General features: G+C 64.5%; 16 protein-coding genes. 3 read left to right on the plus strand and 13 right to left on the minus strand.

Annotation, left to right across the window (positions count from 1 at the left end):
• Nucleotides 1-678: 678 nt before the first annotated feature.
• On the minus strand, nt 679-1,068 hold the full coding sequence (locus F6X37_RS33415) for a hypothetical protein (protein WP_090803262.1): 390 nt from the start codon (nt 1,066-1,068) through the stop codon (nt 679-681).
• 350 nt (nt 1,069-1,418) lie between these two features.
• Between F6X37_RS33415 and F6X37_RS33420 the strand changes: the two genes are divergently transcribed.
• Nucleotides 1,419-2,042: a hypothetical protein gene (locus tag F6X37_RS33420; protein WP_187614253.1), complete on the plus strand. Its 624-nt coding sequence runs from the start codon at nt 1,419-1,421 to the stop codon at nt 2,040-2,042.
• 83 nt (nt 2,043-2,125) lie between these two features.
• Nucleotides 2,126-3,553 (plus strand): hypothetical protein, encoded by a 1,428-nt coding sequence (locus tag F6X37_RS33425; RefSeq protein WP_187614255.1) that lies wholly within the window; start codon nt 2,126-2,128, stop codon nt 3,551-3,553.
• A 96-nt stretch (nt 3,554-3,649) separates the two neighbouring features.
• Here the strand turns inward: F6X37_RS33425 and F6X37_RS33430 are convergent, their stop codons facing one another.
• From F6X37_RS33430 to F6X37_RS33450, 5 genes are all read right to left on the minus strand, one after another.
• On the minus strand, nt 3,650-5,893 hold the full coding sequence (locus F6X37_RS33430) for a polysaccharide biosynthesis tyrosine autokinase (protein WP_187614256.1): 2,244 nt from the start codon (nt 5,891-5,893) through the stop codon (nt 3,650-3,652).
• A gap of 49 nt (nt 5,894-5,942) precedes the next feature.
• Nucleotides 5,943-7,082 carry a polysaccharide biosynthesis/export family protein gene (locus F6X37_RS33435; RefSeq protein ID WP_187614257.1) on the minus strand — a complete coding sequence of 380 codons (1,140 nt, stop codon included), beginning with the start codon at nt 7,080-7,082 and terminating at the stop codon, nt 5,943-5,945.
• A 40-nt stretch (nt 7,083-7,122) separates the two neighbouring features.
• Nucleotides 7,123-8,508, minus strand: a complete 1,386-nt coding sequence (locus tag F6X37_RS33440) for an undecaprenyl-phosphate glucose phosphotransferase (protein WP_187614258.1) — start codon at nt 8,506-8,508, stop codon at nt 7,123-7,125.
• 55 nt (nt 8,509-8,563) lie between these two features.
• On the minus strand, nt 8,564-10,165 hold the full coding sequence (locus F6X37_RS33445) for a sugar phosphate nucleotidyltransferase (RefSeq protein ID WP_187614259.1): 1,602 nt from the start codon (nt 10,163-10,165) through the stop codon (nt 8,564-8,566).
• A 90-nt stretch (nt 10,166-10,255) separates the two neighbouring features.
• A complete protein-coding gene (locus F6X37_RS33450) occupies nt 10,256-11,251 on the minus strand; it encodes a helix-turn-helix domain-containing protein (RefSeq protein WP_187614264.1) in 996 nt (331 codons plus the stop codon).
• 877 nt (nt 11,252-12,128) lie between these two features.
• On the opposite strand from F6X37_RS33450, the gene F6X37_RS33455 reads away from it, so the two are divergent.
• Entirely contained in the window at nt 12,129-12,278 is a 150-nt protein-coding gene (locus F6X37_RS33455) for a hypothetical protein (protein WP_167368625.1), read from the plus strand.
• 287 nt (nt 12,279-12,565) lie between these two features.
• Here the strand turns inward: F6X37_RS33455 and F6X37_RS33460 are convergent, their stop codons facing one another.
• The 7 genes from F6X37_RS33460 to F6X37_RS38105 form a co-directional block, all read right to left on the minus strand.
• Nucleotides 12,566-14,068, minus strand: a complete 1,503-nt coding sequence (locus tag F6X37_RS33460) for an MFS transporter (protein WP_184062194.1) — start codon at nt 14,066-14,068, stop codon at nt 12,566-12,568.
• Between the two features lie 61 nt (nt 14,069-14,129).
• Nucleotides 14,130-15,380 (minus strand): CaiB/BaiF CoA transferase family protein, encoded by a 1,251-nt coding sequence (locus F6X37_RS33465; protein WP_187614260.1) that lies wholly within the window; start codon nt 15,378-15,380, stop codon nt 14,130-14,132.
• Nucleotides 15,377-16,393, minus strand: coding sequence for a hydroxymethylglutaryl-CoA lyase (locus F6X37_RS33470; RefSeq protein WP_187614261.1), 1,017 nt, complete (start codon nt 16,391-16,393; stop codon nt 15,377-15,379). Before F6X37_RS33470 ends, F6X37_RS33465 begins: the two co-directional genes overlap by 4 nt.
• A 244-nt stretch (nt 16,394-16,637) precedes the next feature.
• Nucleotides 16,638-17,531, minus strand: a complete 894-nt coding sequence (locus F6X37_RS33475) for a LysR family transcriptional regulator (protein WP_184038395.1) — start codon at nt 17,529-17,531, stop codon at nt 16,638-16,640.
• Nucleotides 17,532-17,793: 262 nt separating this feature from the next.
• The gene (locus F6X37_RS33480; protein WP_187614262.1) at nt 17,794-18,213 is read right to left on the minus strand and encodes a hypothetical protein; all 420 of its coding nucleotides are present in this window, start codon (nt 18,211-18,213) and stop codon (nt 17,794-17,796) included.
• Between the two features lie 77 nt (nt 18,214-18,290).
• A complete protein-coding gene (locus F6X37_RS33485) occupies nt 18,291-18,773 on the minus strand; it encodes a hypothetical protein (protein ID WP_187614263.1) in 483 nt (160 codons plus the stop codon).
• Entirely contained in the window at nt 18,774-18,959 is a 186-nt protein-coding gene (locus F6X37_RS38105; RefSeq protein ID WP_187614265.1) for a 3D domain-containing protein, read from the minus strand.
• Nucleotides 18,960-19,066: the final 107 nt, after the last annotated feature.

The following is a 19,066-nucleotide window of genomic DNA, read 5'->3' on the forward strand; positions in this document are numbered from 1 at the left end:
CCGAAAGAGCGACGGTGAACCGGGTGCCAAGACCATCTGGCGAGGGCTCGATCAGGTACTCGCTGCCGCTGACACGCTACGCGCGCTCCGCGACGGGCTCGGCTAAGGACTTATGTATAACGCTATGCCTTATTGCACCGGGGACTGATTATCTCGCGCAACACCGCGTCCTCTCCAAACTGCGAGTAGTACAAACGCGGCCCGCGTGTTATCCACGTCTTGCGGACGAGCCAAAGGAAGTGTCCGAACGTCTTCGGGTTCAACATAATCGCTCCTCACTTCGAAACGATAACGGCAAAAGGTCAAACAGCGTTTGATCTGGAAGCTTGCCCAGCAGAAGGTCGGTCCGGCATTACGTTAGCTAATATTCACATAGCAGGCCTCATTACTGCCGCAAATGTGCCGCAGTACGGACCAAACGATATTCGCGAATTAGTGACATGCTCGAAAAGTCGTTGAGAGTTACATCTGCAGACTACTCGATGGTTAGCCGAACATTAAGCGAAAGTCATAATAATGTGTATTTTTGGCCGAAACCGTCGAGTATGCAAAAAGCTTCCGGTTCCAGCCGGTTCGCGTGTGGTCGACTACAGCCGCGCGAGATTCAGCCCGGCGAAGCCTTCTGCATCAGACCACGATCCGCCAGTTTCGCTCGCCCGACAGCGCGCTCGTTTCACTTCACTTCTGCGCAGGCCGGTGCAACGCATTACCCGCCATCCACTTGAGCCGTTCGCAATTGACCTTGATGCGCGCCGCGAATTCCTTCGGATCTCGCTCGCGCAGTGCGTTCATCTGGCTATTGGTGATGTCGGCGCGGTGCCAGCCCGTGTCCCAGTGCTGATCGAAATCGGTCGCACCGGTCAGGACCTTTCGGAGCCGCTCCTTATAGGCGTCGATCCGCTCGGGCGACACGTCGCAAAACGCCCGCGCGAAGCTTGCGCGCTCGCCCGCCGTCTCCGCGCTCATGTTGGCGTCGCTCGCGCCGCTCGCGAGCGGCGCGGCGAGCGACAGCACCGACAGACAGAACGCTGCGCAAAGCGGCCGATAGCGATACGATAGGTTTTTCATCTTCGACTCCTGACGATCCTTCGTGGCGACCAGGGATTGTCCCGATCTTCAACGCCGCCTCGCCGATTGTGTCCTGATTGCACTGCACGATGGCGTTTTCGCGCGCTATCCGATGCATCGCGTGGCCAAACCGCGGTGCTACGCTCGTTAAAGCGGCATTCGCGACGTGCCCGTTCCGGGGAACCGTGGCGCCAAGCACCGCAACGCCACGGCCTATCGGCAGGCCGCGACAGAAGCACGAGCGCCAGGCATGAGAACGAGCTCGAACACGACGCGCAACGAGCACAGAACGAAAGCACGACACGAAATCAAACACAAAAAGGCGAGACATCGCTGCGGGAGTGACTGCGATGGCATTTAGAACATATACCGTACTGACGCTGTTGGTGACGAGCACTGCCGCGTTCGCGTGGCGGCCTGTCACCTATCCGATCCGAAGTCAGAGCCCTTACGAGCGCAGCATCGACAACGCGATGTGCTACGCCGAGGCGAACCGCGTGACCGGGGTCAACATGGCCCACGAGTCGCAGATTCCGCCGCGTCAGCCGCCCGCGGCCAAAGGTGCGTCGACCGGCGTACCGTCGAAGCCGCCGCTTCCGCCTAGTTCCTTCTCAGCCACGCCGCTGCCGTGGAGCGCGAGCGCGCCCGAAGCCGCGAGCGCGCCGTTGGCTGAGGCGCAAGCGCCTGGCGGTGCATCGTCGGCGAAACCGGTGAACGAAGCCGCGGCCGGCGCCAGCGCGCCAGGCGCGCCAGCCACCGCGGCGGCGAATGCACCGCTGAACGCATCGGCAGCGGCAACGGGCCCCAGTGCGACCGCGGCACCCGGCGCGCCGGATGGGGCGGCCGCTTCGCTGCAGGCCAACGCGGCGTCGAACGTGAAGCTGCCGCCGCTGCCCGCGCCCGAGCCGCCGATGACCCGCTATTGGGCCGCCTACGGCGCGTGCATGCAGGCGCGCGGTTACGTCGTCCAGTAGTCCGGCCGACGCCGCTTGCGGGCGTCGTTGCATTCATTCTTTTTGATGGCGCCGCCCTTCGGCGCCAGTGGAGCGACACGGCCATGCCGCGCGACACGACCTCCGACCAGCCGTTTTTCCATCACTGCGCATACTGCGGCGTGCCGCTGTCGGGCCGCTTTTCGCCGTGTCCCGCATGCCATGCGCTGCCGATCGATTCGTTCGATACGGACGACAAGCCCGGCGAGCGCTCCGCGCGATCCCGGGCGCTGAGCGCATCGCGCACGCAACTCGAACCGCTGCCAGCGGCCGCGAGCTTGCCCGCGGACCGTTCGTCGCGACGCTCCGCGCAAACGAAGATGAGCCCCTACGATCTGATCGACGAAGCGACGTTCGAGCCGGGCGGGCGTCGACGGCGGCATCCGCTCGCGCTTGCCGCAGCCGCGCTCGCGACGCTCGGCGTCGTATACGTCGGCTTCGTTCTATTCAACGACGACGATGCGAGCGTCGACACGCCGGTCACGGTCTTCGGCACGGTGCGCCCGGACAACCCTGGCCAAGCCCCTGCACAGAACGTTGCGCAGAATGCGGCGCCGTCGGTTGCCGCGGCGCCGAAGCCGGCGACGATCGTCGCGCAACGGCCGCGTCCCGTTGTCGTCGCGCGGCAGCAACCGGCGAACGTGCACGCGGCCCCCGTCGCGCCACCGGCACCGCCCGTCGTTGCGACCGCACCGACCGTCGCGCCATCGTCACCGCCCGTCGTTGCGACCGCGCCTGCCGTAGCGCGATCGAGCCCGCCCATCGTGGCGACCGCACCGACCGTCGCGCCATCGTCACCGCCGGTCGTTGCGACCGCGCCCGCCGTAGCGCGATCGAGCCCGCCCATCGTGGCGACCGCGCCCGCCCCAGCGCGACCGTCAACGCCCGTCGTGGCGACCACGCCCGCCCCAGCGCGACCGTCAACGCCCGTCGTCACGACCACGCCGACCGCAGCGCGACCGACACCGCCCGTTGTCACGACCGCGCGCGCCGTAGCGTCAACGAAGACATCGAGCGCGGCCATCTCCGCGCCCACGCCGCGTGGCACGGCGCTCGCGTCGACCAGCACCAACACCAACACCGGCACGATGGCCGCCCCGCTCACGCAAGCCGACAAACAGCGCGCCGACGCCGAGCGCAATCTGAAAGCCGCGCACGGCTATCTGCGACGAGGCAATCTGGCGGCGACCAGAGCACGCCTCGCCGCCGTAATCACCGCGCAGCCCGACAATCGCGACGCGCGCAGCATGCGCGCCCAGGTGAGCACGCTAGAGCAGCAACGCGACGCGTTGCTGAGCCTCGCACGCGGCTGCAGCAACGTGGGACATTGGGAGTGCGCGTCGCACAACGCCAACGAAGCGTTGCGGATCGATTCGAGCAGCAAGGCCGCGCAACGGCTCGTCGCGCTCGCGTCGCACGAGTCGGCGTGGCAGACCATGCAGCCGACGGCGGAAGAGTCGCGCGCATTGCGCGATCTGCTGCGTCACCACTAAGGATTGCGAGGTATCTCGCGGGACGGCGGCACGGGCGTGCAGTCGATCACGCCCGCCCGCGCGGCGCCCCGAAAGACGCGCGCGCGGGCAGCAGTGTCAGCCGGCGATGCTGTCGTAGCCGTAATAGCCGCCCTGATACCCTGAGCCGAGAAACGCCGCTTCCTGCGGCACGTCGGTGAGCAGCACGCCGCGCAGACCGACGCCACCGTTACGCAGGCGTTTGGTGGTTTCGATGATCTCATGCAGCGGTTGACGCCCATGCCGCACGACGAGCAGCGTCGTCGCCGCGTATTTGCCGATCAGCGTCGAGTCGGTCACGGCGAGCACCGGCGGCGTGTCGATGATCACGACGTCGTATTGCGGCTTCAACACCTCGAGCATCGCTTCGAAGCGTTTGCTCATCAGCAGCTCGGCCGGGTGCGAGGGCAGCGTGCCTTTCGCGAGCACGTCGAGGTTGGGCAGCACGTCGCGCTGGATCATCGCGTTGAGATCGCCGCCGCACAGCACGTCGGACAGTCCCGGCCGATGGCTGACGCCGAAATGCGAATGCACGTCGCCGCGTCGCATGTCGCCGTCGATGATCAGCACGCGCTTGTTCGCCGACGCGACCAGCGTCGCCAGATTCACCGACAGGAACGACTTGCCCGCATCGGGCCGCGAGCCGGTGATCATCACGACGTTGTTGGCCGCATGATCGAGCGACAGCTGCAGCGAGGTGCGCAGATTGCGCACCCCTTCCACCGCGATATCTTCGGGCGCCTGTTGCGCCAGCACATGCTGCCCGCGCTGGCGCAGCGACACCTTTTCCTGCAGGCGCAATTGCGTCTGGCTGCGCGGCACCACCGCGAATACCGGCACGCCGAGCATCCCCTCGAGTTCGTCCGGGCGCTCCACGCCGCCGCGCATCGCGCGCCGCAAGAAGACCAGCAGCAAGCCGAGCGCGAGGCCGCCGCCGAGCGAGATCAGGATCACCAGCATGCGCTTCGGCCACACCGGATCGTCGGGCGTTTCGGCGAAGTCCACCACGCGCACGCCGCTCACCTGCCCCGCCTGCGCGACCCGCAGTCGCTGCACGCTGTTGAGCAGGTTCATGTACAGATCGGTGTTCACGTGCACGTCGCGCTGCAGACGCAGCGCGGTCTGCTCGGTGTCGGGCATCGTCGAGACGCTGTGGTTCATCGTGCCCTGCGCGCCCTGCAACGCGGCGATCTGCGCATCGAGCGCGGCGACCATCGGATGATTCGGCGTAAAACGCTGCAACAGCTCCGCGCGCTGCTGCTGCAGATCGAGCAGCTTCGTCTTGTTGTCGACGATCTGCTGCAGCAGCAGCTTGCTTTCTTCACCGAGATCGACGGCGCCATGTGTATTGCGGAACTTGCCGTAGCGCTCTTCCGCGTCGTCGAGCGCCTTGCGCGCGTCGGGCAGTTGCTGTTCGAGATACGCGAGCGTGTGGTCGGATTCGGTCGAACGGCTCGCGAGATCCTGCCGCACGAACTGGCGCGCCACGTTGTTGACGATCGACGCGGTCAGCGCCGGATCGGCGCCTTCGAGACTCACGCGGATCACGCCGGAGTCCTCCGCCGTTTCCTGCACGACCATCGTCTTCGCCAGACGCTCCACCGTGCCGAGCGTCGACGCGCGCGTCAGCTCGAAACGCGAGCCGGGCGCGCCGACCAGTGTGTCGACGTGCAGCGTGACCGGGCCGACCGCGGTATCGGTTTGCACGGTCTCGCCGACGCGCCCCGACAGGATCGCGCTGCCGTGAGGATCGCGCAGCATGAAGGTGTTGCCGGCGCCCGCGACTAGCGTGAAGGTCTCGCCATACAAGTCCTTCGACGTGTCGAAGCGCGACACCGCGATGCTCTCGTTGCCCCACGCGAACCCGCGCAGGTTGACGAACGACGGCAGCCGGAACCACCAGTGCCCGTTCACGAGTCCGGCGATCCTGCTGCCGATCACCGGCAGATAACGCGGCTTCGCCGTGATGTCGAGGTGCAGCGCGCGGACCGCCTCCTCGGTGACGAGACGCGACTTCAAAAGCTCGATCTGCGCCGCGGTCGACGGCTTCGAATCGTACGCGCCGGGAAGCGGCGCCGCCGCGTCCCGGCCGTTCGCATTGACGTTGACCGCATTCGCCGTCCTGTCCTGGACGTGAAACAGCACGTCCGAACGATAGACCGGCGGCGTGAGGAACGCGTACGCGCAACCGAGCGCGAGCGCGATCAGCGTCACGGTGAGGATCGTGCGCCAACCGCGCACGATCGTGCGCACGTAGTCCGACAGATGCAACTGCCCCGGTTCATACACGCCGGCGTAACGGTTTTCGTAATTGATTGCCATGTTTTCACCCAACAAGGCCTGCCGGTTCAGATATCGCGTCACGCATGCGTCACTTCGACACGACGACTCCCGTCACCGCCGCGTTGATCGCGGGCAACAGCAGGTTCAACACACGGTTGAAGCGGACCAGACCGCCCTGACCGACGTACACGATGTCCTTCGGCTGCAGCTCGAACTGGTTCGCAAGCAGCATCGCCACCGGCGAGGTCGCATCGAGGTGATAGATCTGCGGCGAGTCGCTGGTCGAATTGCGGATCACGAACAGCTGCTGCCCCGAGGCCGTATTCGAGTCGAAGCTGCCGCCGTCGGAGATCGCCTGCGACAGCGTCAGCGAGCCGTTGCGCAACGGCAGCACCGTGGCCGGCTTGTTGACTTCGCCCATCACGTAGACGCCGCTGTCTTCGCGCCCGTTCACGCGCACGGTATCGCCCGGCTGCAGATAGATATCCGACGGATTGAGGCCGCGCTTGATGAGCTCGTCGATGTTCAGTCTATAGGTCTTGCCGTCGCGGATCAGATCGACCCGGCTGCGATCCGCGGTCGCGTTGAAGCCGCCGCTCAGGCCGATCGCGTTCGTCAGCGACAGCGGAATGTCGTTGATCGATTGCGTGCCCGGTGTGCGCACTTCGCCGTCGATATACACCGTCGCGTTACGGAACGACGCGACGCGCACCGTCACCTCGGGCTTCTGATAAACCTTGCTCAGCCGCGAATACAGCTCGCGCTGGATCGTCGCGACGTCCTTGCCGGCGACGTGCAGGTTGCCCGCGTACGGAAACTGGATGTCGCCGTGCTCGTCGATCAGGAAGCCCGGAATTGCATCGGAAGGGCGCGAGGTCGTCGGCGGCTGTCCCAGCGCGGCCGCGAGTTCCGGGTGATCCCACACGACGATCTGCAGCACGTCGCCGGGGCCGACCCTGTACATGGCCGGCTTGCCGAACAGACCTGTCGTCGTCGGCGGCAACACCGAGGCAGTCTGGTCGGCATTCATCTTCTTCACCAGTTCCAGATTGATATCGGTGATCGGAATCTGCTTCTGCTGCGAGCCTTCGGTACTGAATTCGCCACCCGTCTCCTGAATCGCGGCCGGCGTGACCATCCGTTGTCCCGGTACGACCTGACATCCGGAAAGCAATGCTGCGCTTGCGAAAACCACAAGACTTCCTGTGCGAAAACCAAGTGAGCTCATGATCTTTACTCCTTCGCCCCGAGGCGTTGTTATCGACTTTCTAGTAAGCGTTTCGATGCACCAGTCCGGCGACAATCGTCGCGCCGATGATCCGCATGTCGAGTGCGAACGACCAGTGACCCAGGTAGTACAGGTCATGTTCGACGCGACGCTCCATCTTCTCGATGCGGTCGGTTTCGCCACGGAAGCCGTTGATTTGCGCCCAGCCCGTGATTCCCGGTTTGATCCGGTAGCGATTGATATAGCCCGCGACCACCTTCTGATAGAGGTCGTCGTGCTCGAGCGCATGGGGACGCGGTCCTACGACCGACATGTCGCCACGCAACACGTTGAAAAATTGCGGCAACTCGTCGAGGCTCGTGCGGCGCAGAAACGCGCCCACTTTCGTCACGCGCTTGTCGTTGCGCGTCGCCTGGCTCAAGGTGCCCTTCGCTTCGGTATGCACGCGCATCGAGCGGAACTTGTAGATCGTAAACACACGGCCGTCCGCGCCCTTGCGCTTCTGTTTGAACAGCACCGGTCCGCGCGAGGACAGCTTGACCGCGATCGCGATGCCAAGCAGCAGCGGCGCGAGGGCAACGATCGCGGCCGCGGCGAACAGCCGGTCGAAAACTTCCTTTTTCAGCATCGCGTTGGCCGACAGCGGCGAGGCGACCAGATTGATCGCCGGCACGCCGAGCAGATCGACCACGCCACTGCCTTCGAACAGCGCATGGCTGCGCACGTCCGGCATGAAGCGGATATTCACGAGGTCGTCGCGGAACTCGTCGATCAGCGCGCAGATCAGCGGCTCCTCGGACAGCGACAGCATCAGCCATAGCTCGTGCACGTCGTTGGTACGGATGTAGTCGGCCAGCAGATCGACGCGATCGAACACCGGCACGCGCGGATTCGTCACGCCGGAGTCGTCCGGGCGCGTGTTGTAGACGGCGGTCGCGCGAAAGCCCGCGGTCGGCGCCGACTCGATGCGGCGCAGGAGCGCATCGCACTGCGAACCGCTGCCGACGATCGCCACCTGATGCAGGTTCATACCCGCGCCGCGCGCCCGCGCGAGCACCGCGTGCGCGATCACCCGATTCGCGATCAGCAGGCCACCCGTCGTCGCGGTCCAGTACGAGAACCACAGCCGCGACACGATATCGATGCGATGCAGCGAGTACATCAGCACGAGCGCGCAGGCCTGCACGATCAGCCACGCGAGCGACACCTGACCGGCGAGACCGAGCTTCGAGCGGCCGCGCCATGATTCGTAGAGGCCGAACGCGGGGAAGATCGCGAGCGCGAACGCAGCCGAAAACATCACCAGCGCCCCGTAGAAACCCGACTGGCCGAGATAATCAAAGCGGATCCGCGACGCCACGGTCGCACCCGCCAATACCAGAGCGACATCGAAAATCCGCGCGAGCAGATCCTGAAACTTGCGCATTTTACTTACCTCGTTCTGCCGTTCCTGTATGCAAAAAGGGGCGTGCATGGGCTGCCTACGGGCAGCGGCCGTAGTTGTCGTCAAACCTCACGATGTCGTCTTCGCCGAGATAGGTACCCGACTGGATTTCGATGATTTCGAGCGGCACCCTGCCGGGGTTTTCGAGCCGGTGACGCGTGCCGAGCGGAATGTAGGTCGATTCGTTTTCGCTGAGCAGGAACTGCTCTTCGCCGCGCGTGACGAGCGCGGTGCCGCGCACGACCACCCAATGCTCAGCGCGATGATGATGGAGTTGCAGCGACAGCTTTGCGCCGGGCGTCACGACGATGCGCTTGACCTGGAAGCGCTCGCCGTGATCGATCGAGTCGTAGAAGCCCCACGGGCGCCGCACCTTGCGATGCGCGTCGGCCTCCGGCGCATGCTGCGCCTTGATGCGCGACACGAGCCCCTTGACGTCCTGCACATGCGAGCGATCCACCACGAGCACCGCGTCCGCGGTCTCGACCACGACGACGTTCGCGGTACCGACGCACGCGACGAGCCGCCCTTCGGAATGCGCATAGCAGGACACCGCGCCTTCGAACGCCACGCGGCCGCGCCCGGCGTTGCCGTTCGGGTCCTTCTCCATCGCGGCCCATACCGCGTCCCATGAGCCGAGGTCGGACCAGCCGGCTTCGAGCGGGATCACGACGCCGGGGGGAATGACCGCGGCTCGACTTTGAGCTTGCATATCGTTCTGTGCCGCGCCTTGCGCTTCGACGTTGCTCGCGCTGTCGTCTTGCGCCGGCGCCGGTTCGGTCAAACGCTCCATCACCGCGTAGTCGATCGAATCGGCGGGCACGTCGAGGAACGCGTCGTGCGATGGCCGGAATACGTCGCCGTCCTGCTTGCCGCTCGCGAACGCGGTTGCGCACGGCGCATGCATGTCGGGCCGCAGCGCCGCGAGCGTGTCGAGCCACACGCGCGCACGCACGATGAAGATGCCGCTATTCCACCAGTAGGTGCCGGCCGCCAGGTATTGCCTCGCGATTTCCTCGGCGGGCTTCTCGACGAAACCGTCGATCGCGTGGCCGCCAGCGGCCAATGCCGCGCCGATCCGGATATAGCCGAAGCCGGTGTCGGGACGCGTCGGCGGCACACCGAGCGTCGCAATCGCGCCCTCGCTCGCGTGGTGCGCCGCGCACGCTAGCGCGCGCTGCAGGGCAGCCACGTCCGCGATCGCGTGGTCGGCCGGCATCACGATCAGGATGGCGTCGTCGCCGGCCGCGCACGCGAGCGATGCCGCGAGCGTCAGCGCGGGCGCCGTGTCGCGGCGCGCGGGCTCGACGATCAGACGCGCGTCGACGCCGTTTTCATGCAACTGTTCGGCGATCACGAAGCGATGCTCCTCGCCGCACACGACGATCGGCGAAGCGTCGACGCTCCAGCCCGCCGGGAAGCTCTCGAGCCGCCGCGCGGTCGCCTGCAGCAGCGAGTCGGAGCCGACCACGTCGATCAGCTGCTTCGGAAAGTTTTCGCGCGACACCGGCCAAAGCCGCGTGCCCGAGCCGCCCGCGAGAATGACCGGGACGATGTGCGCGCAGCGCGCGCCAGCAACCCCGGCGCTTGCGCCGTTCGGCTCGACGGATCGGGCGCTCACACCTGCCTGCGTCAACATATCGGGAATCCTTTTCGATCTGCAAGGTACGACGAACAACGGACCAGTCCCCGCCTGTCACGCGCGGTTACCGGGCTGGCTCCGTCGGTGCTACTCGCCTGCCACGCGGCGGCTTTGAATTCTGAACTCGGTCGGCGAAATCCTCATCCGCTTGCGAAACACTTTCGCGAGCCGGTCGCCGTTGCCCATCCCGGTGCGCCGGGCGATCTTGTCGACCGGCAATTCCGATTCGGTCAACAGGCTGCACGTCACCGCGAGGCGCTCGTGCAACAGGAAACTCGACGGCGTGATACCCATTTCCATCTTGAAGCGGCGCAGAAAGTTGCGCTCGCTCATCGCCGCGAACTGCGCGGCATCCGCAATCGAAATCGCCTGCTGGCAGTTTTCCTGCAGCCAGCGCGCCGCCGCGCGAACCTTGTCGCCGGGACTCATGCCGCCGTCCTCGCCGAGCAGCGGCGCGAGGTTCGTGCACGAGTCGGACAGCAGCCGCTCGGCAGCCGAGCGCGCGGTCGCGTTGCCCAGATCGCGCTTGATCATCGCGAGCGCGCTGCGCATCGATTCCAGCCGGTCGTTAAGGTCGACGACGCCCTGCTCCGCCGAGCCCGCGCCATTTCTGGCCAAGGCCGGCTGGTGCGGGTCGCTCCCGTCCTTGTCCTCGGGCAGGGCCGCCGCGTCGAGCACCGCGCGCCCTTCGGCGATCGGCCGGATCATCGCGGTGTTGCGACGCACGCGCCGCAGCCATCCAAGCAGACGCTCATCGCGCGCCGCCGACGCCGCGCCCTTGCCGCCCGCCACATAGAGCGCGTCGAAGCCGCCGTAATGGCGCGCGTCGAGTCCGTCGGTCCAGACGCGCAAACCCGACGACGAAATCACCATGCCGCCGCCGGCGGACAAGAACGACACGTCGTACAGCCACGCGCCCGAACCGGAAGTGGCGAGTTCGTTGGCAGCCTGGAACACCTCGGCGATCACGCCCGCCCCTTGCAGCGAGCAGTCGTTGAACAACAGAATCGCAACACGACGCACGCCCTTGTTCGGAGCATGCACCCAGCGCAGCATTGCAGACTCGAGACTCGCGCAGGTCATAGTCATCCTCTCGACAGAAAACGATCTACTACACCTTTTACGATCACGCACAATGCGAACTCCGCGCAATGCATCATAGCGACGGCCTCCGGCGCTCTGCCGTCATGTCCGAAAGTGCAGACATATTGGCACTATGAATACGTGATCGGCCAGTGCAATTCGGCACAATACCGAAACGACCGTCTTTTCACTGGATTAATCGTCTAACCGCATATGGTTGAATATGCACTCGCAAATCTTAATGCAATTTAAAAAATGAATGCGTACGCCAGCGCACACTGCGCGGCTACTCGAAAAGCGGCGTGTCCCGCCTTATGTACCCACCGAGGCGGCATTTTAAAAGAGATTTTTTGCCGGAATTGGCTATCGATGAGTGAAACACCCCTAGCCCTACCCAGCGGGCCCGGCTGTATCGACAACTTCCCCTGACGATCCGCGCAACCGCCGCGCAACCGACCCTTCGGCCGTCCAATGCAAGCACTCAACGCGCCAGAACAGATTATTTAATCTATTTTTATTGATGGCGGGAATATTAACGTGGCGATTAACGTTTCAAACCTGAAACACGGATATCGGACGACTTTAGCGTCCCCGCAATAGATGGGCCAATGGCGGAATAAGTCGGGTGTGAGCGGGTGCATTTCCGCCAACCGATTGCGGAAATGGACTACGAGGTTTCCGCAAAGGGGGTTGGGGACAGCGAACGAAGTCCGCCATCCCTATGCAGCGACTGTGACACCCGTCGAGAACGCGCCGCGTAATGGCACGACGCGACGATAATTCGGCGTCGCCTGACAGGTTTACGGCGGGCAAGCGCACATAAAAGTGGTTCTGAACGGGTTACGATGCCCCCGACAAACGCGCTGGAACCGCACACATGGACGGCATTTCATGGATCACGCTGATACTTGCCACGATGATCGGCGGGTTCCTGTTCGCAATGATCGGCGTGGTGCTGCTCGCGCTGCTGCTCGGCAACGTATCGGACCGGCTGTCGAGCAACGACGAGACTCGCCAGGACTCATAGGGCCTGTTCACGCTAATAACGGGCTTGCGCTGGCCGCCAGAAGGGCCGAGCGCAAGGATTGCGACGCAGCGAATACTCGACGTATTCGCAAGGAGCATGACGCGGCGATCGGCCCTTCTGGCAGCCAGCCCCTTGAAGGTTTTTTAAAACAGGGGAACGTGCCTTTCCACCCGTATTGCGGCGTCGGTCGTCGCTTGTTTGGCTCGGCCAAACGGCGCTCCTCTCTCCTTGCACTACGCGCGGAAAGGCACGTTCGCAAGCCCGTTATTAGCGTGAACAGGCCCTAGCTACTTCGAAAGATCCTCGAGCGCGACATCGCGCGTCTTCGGTCCCAGCGTACCGATCGCGACCATGACGATCGCCATTGCCCCCGAGATGAACACGAACACGCCGTTCACGCCGAAGCGACCGAGGCAGGCGGCGATCACGAACGCCGAGAACATCGCCGAAATCCGGCTCCACGAGTAAACGAAGCCGACCGCGCGCGCGCGGATGCCGGTCGGAAACAGTTCGGCCTGGTACGCGTGATAGCTGTATGAAATGATGTTGCCCGCGAGCACAAGGCACACGCCGAGACTCACGAGCAGCACCGTCTCGCGCGCCTGGCTGAACGCGAGTCCGCACACGACGTTGACCGCCGCCATGCAGACGATGACGGTCTTGCGCTCGAAGCGATCGGCGATCAGCAGCCCCAGCAACGGCCCGAGCGGCGCCGCGATCGCGATGATGCTCGCGTACATCAGACTCGTCGTCACCGTGATGCCCTGCTTCATCAGCAGCGTCGGAATCCAGTTCGCGAAGCCGTAGTAGCCCATCGTCTGGAACACGTGAAAGATGATCAGCATCAGCGTGCGCCTGCGATACGGCGGCACCAGCAGATCACGAAACGCGGCCCGCGCGCGCACCGGTTCGGGCAGCGCGGGCTCGGGCAACGGCAGGCCGCATTGGCGCCGATACTCGCGCGCGACGCGTGCTTCGAGACGCGTCATCACCGCGTCGGCTTCGTCGAGGCGGCCTTTTTGCGCGAGCCAGCGCGGGCTCTCCGGCAAGCCGCGGCGAATCCACCACACCACGATCGCGCCAATCGCGCCGATCAGCACGACCACACGCCAGCCGTCGAGACCGAACAGGCGTTGCGGCACCAGCAGATACGACAGGAACGCGACGATCGGCACCGCGCAGAAGCCGACCGCCTGCGAGCACGCCGAAGCGCGCCCGCGAATGTGCTTCGGCACGAGTTCGGAAATATACGTGCCGATCGTGACGATCTCGACGCCGATGCCGACTCCCGCGATAAAGCGCCAGCAGTTCAATCCGAGCGCCGTGTGCTGGAACGCCATCACGACGTTGGCCGCCGTGTACCACAGCAGCGACCAGGTGAAGATCGCGCGCCGGCCGAAGCGGTCGGCGAGAAAGCCGCAGGCCGCCGTGCCGATGAACAGGCCCGCGAACAGCGCGGCGATGAAACTCGCGACGCCGCTCGTGCCGAACAGGCCGCGCGTCGTGGCCGTCAGCAGGCCGCTGTGCACGAGTCCCGGCGCGATATAGCCGGAGTACATCAGGTCGTAGAGTTCGAAGAACATGCCGAAGCTCAGCAGCATCACGAGCTGCCAGATCGTGCGGGTCGCGGGTAGCCGGTCGAGCCGCGCGGAAATGCGCGCGCCGTCGAGCGCGATCGCGCCGGCGCGGTCCGAGCCTGCTGCATCTGCGCCCGCGTCCGTGGGTGAGCCGTCGAGCGCGCCGGCATCGCCGAGCGCCGTTGAGTACATCGCCTGATTCGACGATTTCATCGTCTGTCTCCAGAATTATTGGTCTATTGCCCGCTGCAGCGGGTCAAGCGCGGCACGACGCTCACGCAGCCGCGCGCGGCGCCCGCGATTCCACCACGCCACCGCCGAGCTCCGCGATCCGCGCGTCGTCGAACCCGAGTTCGCGCAGCACCTCGACGGTGTGCTCGCCGATCTTCGCGATCGGCCGACGCGGCCCGAGACGCGCACCGTCGAGCGAAATCGGCAGCAACGGCATCGCGGTTTCGCTGCCGTCGTCGAGCGTCAGCGGCACGAGGCCACCACTCGCGTTCAGGTGCGGATCGTCGAACAACTCCTCGGGCTTCGTGATCGACGCGAACGGAATGTGATTGCGCTCGAACAGCGGCACGAGTGTCGCGCCGTCGAGACGGCTCAGGCTTTCGCCGAGCGTCTGCAGCAGCCAGCCGCGCGCGAGCACGCGGTCGTTGTTGGTCGCGAGGCGCGCATCGGCGAGCAGATCGTCGCGTTCGAGAATCGCGCACAGCGCGCGCCACTGCGCGTCGCCGGTCGCGGCGATGAACATCTGCTCGCCGTGCGCGAGCGTAAACACGTCGTAGACGGCCCAGGCGCTGATGCGCTCGGGCATCGGCGCGGCGGCCACGCCGGTCGCCGCGAACTGCTGCATGTGCTGCGCCGAGAGCAGCACGCAGTTCTCGAACAGCGCGCTCTGCACCTCCTTGCCGCGGCCGCTCGCGTGCCGTTCGTGCAGCGCCGCCAGCACGCCGATCGCGCCGAACATGCCGCCCATGATGTCGTTGACCGAGCTGCCCGCGCGTAGCGGACGGCCCACCGGACCGGTCATGTACGCGAGGCCCGCCATCATCTGCACGACTTCGTCGAGCGCCAGACGATGTTCGTACGGACCATTGAGAAAGCCCTTGTGGGACACGTAAATCAGCCGCGGATTGCGCTCGCGCAGCGTCGCGTAATCGAGGCCGAGACTCGCCATGCGGCCGGGTTTGAAGTTTTCGACGAAGACGTCGGCGCTATCGACGAGTTGCTTCAGCGCGGCGAGACCGGCTTCACTGTCGAGATCGAGCGCGACGCTCTTCTTGTTGCGATTGAAGGTGCGGAAAAAGCCCGCGCCGGTGCCGAGCAGCCGGCGCGTGCTGTCGCCGCGCGGCGGCTCGACCTTGATCACTTCGGCGCCGAGGTCGCCGAGAATCATGCCGCATGTCGGACCCATCACCATATGCGACAACTCGATCACGCGGATGCCCGCGAGCGGCAAGGTACCCGGCTGCGGCGAGGACGTCGACGACGAAGCTGAAGTAGCGGAGGAAAGCGGAGTCATTGCGGCACCTGCGGAACGGAAGAATGGGGACAACGCAAAGATTCGGCGTAGCTGGCGGAGTCGCGCGCGACCGCTTGCGCGTGCGCGAACTGTTTCGGCAATCCCGCTCGCGCGAGATAGCCGTACAGCGGCTCGCCCGGCAGCGCTTGCGCCAGCACCGCGCGCGATGCGAGTAGCCGCGCGATGTCGATACCGGTGTCGTAGCCCATGCTGTGGAGCATGAACACGAGGTCTTCGGTATTGACGTTGCCGGTTGCGCCCGGCGCATGCGGACAGCCGCCGAGACCAGCCAGCGACGCATCGAACTCGCGGATCCCGTGCTGCAGCGCGACCAGCGTGTTGGCGAGCCCCAAGCCGCGCGTGTCGTGGAAATGCAGCGAGCGCAGCCTGTCGCCCGCGACGTCGCGCACCAGCTCGATGACCTCGCCGACCTGACGCGGCGTCGCTTCGCCGGTCGTATCGCCGAGCGCGATTACGTCGGCGCCGGCCTGCACCGCGGCGCGCGCGATCGCGGCGATATCCGCGTACGGCACGGCGCCCTGCAGCGTGCAGCCGAACACCGTCGACAAACCGGCGATCAACTCGACGCGGCGCCCACCTGCCGGGGGCGCGCCATCGATCAGCTCGCGCATCGCGGCGAACGCGTCGATCATCTCGGCGGGTGTCTTGCGCACGTTCGCGGCGCTATGCGCGGCGCTCACCGAAATCGGCGCGACGATGCGCTCTACGCCAGCCTCGAGCGCGTGCTGCGCGCCCTTCAGGTTCGGCACGAGCGCGCTCACGCTGAGATCGTCGTAGCTACGGGCGTGGGCGACTACGTCGGCGGCGTCCGCCATTTGCGGCAGCAACTTCGCCGGCACGAACGACGCGACTTCCATGTGGCGCACGCCGGCCGCGTAGGCGGCGTCGATCCAGCGCCGCTTGTCGTCGGTGGACATGATGCGGGCAATGCTTTGCAGACCGTCGCGCAGACCGACTTCGGTCACGACGACGCGCTCGCGGGTTTCATTCATTGGTTGGAATCCTCGTCGTGGACGCGGGCTTCAGAGGCCCGTTGGATGGAAGTGATGCGCTGACTGGGTCACAGCGTGCCCGCGTGACGACGCGCGGCAAAGTCTGCTTTGGCGAAGCACACCATCGCCGCTCGCGATGGCCGCTCAGGCCGATGGCGCGGGCTTTGGCGCTCGCCTGGGTGAAATGCTTAGGGGTTTGTCTGGGGAGGTGGCGAAGGCGCGGGTGACGAGGTGCGTCGCCGTCTTATCTGGCGCTCAGCAGATGCTCGAGCAATCGCGCGGCCGCCAGCGTCAGCGCCGCGCGATCGCGCATGCAGATCACGAAGCGCCGCGCGGCCCAAGCCTCGCGCAACGGCACGGCGACGATGCCGTACTCGTCGGCCGCATGGCGCGGCAGCGCCTCGCGCGGCAGGATCGCGACCGCGAGACCCGCCTGGATGAAGCGATAGGCGGCGTCGAACGTCGATACATAGGTGCGGTAATTCAACTCGCTGCCCTTCTCCAGCGCGATGCGCTGCATCAGCGCATTGACCGACGCATTCGATGCGAGCCCCAGATGATCGAACCCGAGCGTCTGCTCGAAGCCGATCTGCGTCTCGCCCGCGAGCGGATGCGCGCGCGGCACGATCAGCGCGAGATGGTCGGCGCGATACGGCAGCGTGTCGAGACTGCCGAGCGGCACCGTGTCGCGGCAGATGCCCAGATCGGCCACGCCCTCTTCGAGTCCGCGCACGATGTCCGCGCTGACGCGCTCCTCGACGTCGACGCGAATCGCCGGATTCGCCTGCAGAAACGCCGACAACGCCTCGGGCAAAAACTCCACCATCGACGACACGTTCGCCAGCACGCGCACATGCCCACGCGCGCCGGCCGCGTACTCGCTGAGCTCGGCCTGCAGGCGTTCGTGGCCGCGCATGATGAGCCGCGCGTGGCGCAACAGCGCTTCGCCGGCGGCGGTCGCGCGCACGCCGCGCTGGCTGCGCGACAGCAACGCGACATCGACGAGCGCTTCGAGATCGGCGAGCCGCTTGCTGACCGCCGACGGCGCGATGAACTCACGCTCGGCCGCGCGCGCGATCGTGCCTTCCTCGCACACGGCGATGAACAAGCGCAGCGTCACCTGATCGATTTGCCACATCGGCGCAGCGGATTCGTGGGTGGGGGGTGGGGGAAATTATGGTTGATCTTGAAAACTGTGGGGGGATTTCTGGCGCTTGCGTAATCTGGCACCTGGATTCTGGGGAGTTGGGAGGAAATTGCTGGATCGTCCAACTGAAGGAACTGCTCGCGGCCAAGCATCAACGAAGCACACCTTCGGTGCGTTCACGCTTCTCACGCTTGACGCTCGAACGGAAAGCCCCGCAAAGCGAGGCGATTATCGCAGCCGTTCCGTTCGGAAGCTATTGGGCTTCGGGGGGCTCGACTCCGATAGAGTCCAGCGTTTCCGTAACTGAAGTGGTTTCACGTAGATCGCTGCCGGTTATTTGCCGACGGTGGCTATCAAAAAACTCCGTCTTTGTATCGATTACAAGAGTAATAGGAGTGTCGCCATGCGGACTATGCCAGATAGCCTGGAACCTGTATGGCCCCATTCGCGCGCCGCCCATATGGGGCATTGCCGGACCATCTATTCGGACTCCCCATCCCGTATCTGTAACCGAAAACGATTGCAATATAAATTCCTTGAATTGCGGGCGATCCTTCAGCATTGGCACGATGTTCTCGTTGAAGCTAACCGACCCTTCTGCGTAGGCAGTCGGAACAAGCAACGTACAGAACAACCAGGCGCTGAGTGCCTGTGCTAAACGTTGTTTATCCATAACCCTATTGCTCAATGGTGGTGCCGGTTTGCGTGACCCGGCCGCGTGGAGCCCCGCCTGAACGAGGCAGCATCGCGCTATCTGCCGCGTTGGCCATTTTTTTCCGAGCACGTCTGTGGCTCGATACTGTGCTTTAGTCCGCCGGGGACAGATTCCGGCTGGTCTTTTTCCGGCGGCTCTATCGTTACACTCTCGATGTATTCTTGAATGCGAATCGCCTTTTTCAAATCGCCTCCCACCTTCTTCCCGCGCGCGTCGATAAAATCAGTGTGCGTATTTATAGTGAGAATCACTGGCTTTATACCTGAATTCCCGTGCCAATTTGCCCACATTGAGTAAGGCCCGATTCTATCTCCTCCTAGAGCCTTCGATTGAATGTCGCCGATTCGCGTCCCCATCGGATCGCCAACGATATCGAAGTTACAAAGCACGAGCTCTCTCAAAACGGAGCTTTTATTCAATAGCGGAATGATTGTCGAATCAAAATCGACCGATCCCGTCCCATCTAGCGCGAAAGAGACAAATGGAAAAAACAACAGGAGAGGAAAAACTTTTTTCATTTAATAACCCAGGAATTTGACACGGGCGTTTTGGAGATCCCCTCCCGATGCTTGCCATGCGCGCGTCGCCGCGCTTCCGGGACCACTGAAGTGGTCGATATGTGCGCCGCGAATGCCACCGCCCGTATCATCGGCAGACCGCTCGCCAACTATTCGCCTACCGTCGCTAGGGAAACGCTGATTAATGGAACTCGGCGGTCATCGCTCACGTAGCCGAAGACGTTATAGAAGGCAGCTCACAGAACGGACTCACGAGGATGAAGAGGCAGATCGGCTTCGCGGAAGCGGAAATT

This window comes from Paraburkholderia sp. 31.1 (genome assembly GCF_014397645.1).
GTDB classification, from domain to species: Bacteria; Pseudomonadota; Gammaproteobacteria; order Burkholderiales; family Burkholderiaceae; genus Paraburkholderia; species Paraburkholderia tuberum.

Excerpts from the sequence above, each read along its gene's own strand:
- F6X37_RS33420 (WP_187614253.1), top strand. The coding sequence starts at position 1,419 with ATGGCATTTAGAACATATACCGTACTGACGCTGTTGGTGACGAGCACT.
- F6X37_RS33430 (WP_187614256.1), bottom strand. The coding sequence starts at position 5,893 with ATGGCAATCAATTACGAAAACCGTTACGCCGGCGTGTATGAACCGGGG.
- F6X37_RS33450 (WP_187614264.1), bottom strand. The coding sequence starts at position 11,251 with ATGACCTGCGCGAGTCTCGAGTCTGCAATGCTGCGCTGGGTGCATGCT.
- F6X37_RS33440 (WP_187614258.1), bottom strand. The coding sequence starts at position 8,508 with ATGCGCAAGTTTCAGGATCTGCTCGCGCGGATTTTCGATGTCGCTCTG.
- F6X37_RS33480 (WP_187614262.1), bottom strand. The coding sequence starts at position 18,213 with ATGGATAAACAACGTTTAGCACAGGCACTCAGCGCCTGGTTGTTCTGT.
- F6X37_RS33455 (WP_167368625.1), top strand. The coding sequence starts at position 12,129 with ATGGACGGCATTTCATGGATCACGCTGATACTTGCCACGATGATCGGC.
- F6X37_RS33435 (WP_187614257.1), bottom strand. The coding sequence starts at position 7,082 with ATGAGCTCACTTGGTTTTCGCACAGGAAGTCTTGTGGTTTTCGCAAGC.
- F6X37_RS33460 (WP_184062194.1), bottom strand. The coding sequence starts at position 14,068 with ATGAAATCGTCGAATCAGGCGATGTACTCAACGGCGCTCGGCGATGCC.
- F6X37_RS33470 (WP_187614261.1), bottom strand. The coding sequence starts at position 16,393 with ATGAATGAAACCCGCGAGCGCGTCGTCGTGACCGAAGTCGGTCTGCGC.
- F6X37_RS33425 (WP_187614255.1), top strand. The coding sequence starts at position 2,126 with ATGCCGCGCGACACGACCTCCGACCAGCCGTTTTTCCATCACTGCGCA.
- F6X37_RS33485 (WP_187614263.1), bottom strand. The coding sequence starts at position 18,773 with ATGAAAAAAGTTTTTCCTCTCCTGTTGTTTTTTCCATTTGTCTCTTTC.
- F6X37_RS33475 (WP_184038395.1), bottom strand. The coding sequence starts at position 17,531 with ATGTGGCAAATCGATCAGGTGACGCTGCGCTTGTTCATCGCCGTGTGC.
- F6X37_RS33465 (WP_187614260.1), bottom strand. The coding sequence starts at position 15,380 with ATGACTCCGCTTTCCTCCGCTACTTCAGCTTCGTCGTCGACGTCCTCG.
- F6X37_RS33415 (WP_090803262.1), bottom strand. The coding sequence starts at position 1,068 with ATGAAAAACCTATCGTATCGCTATCGGCCGCTTTGCGCAGCGTTCTGT.
- F6X37_RS33445 (WP_187614259.1), bottom strand. The coding sequence starts at position 10,165 with ATGTTGACGCAGGCAGGTGTGAGCGCCCGATCCGTCGAGCCGAACGGC.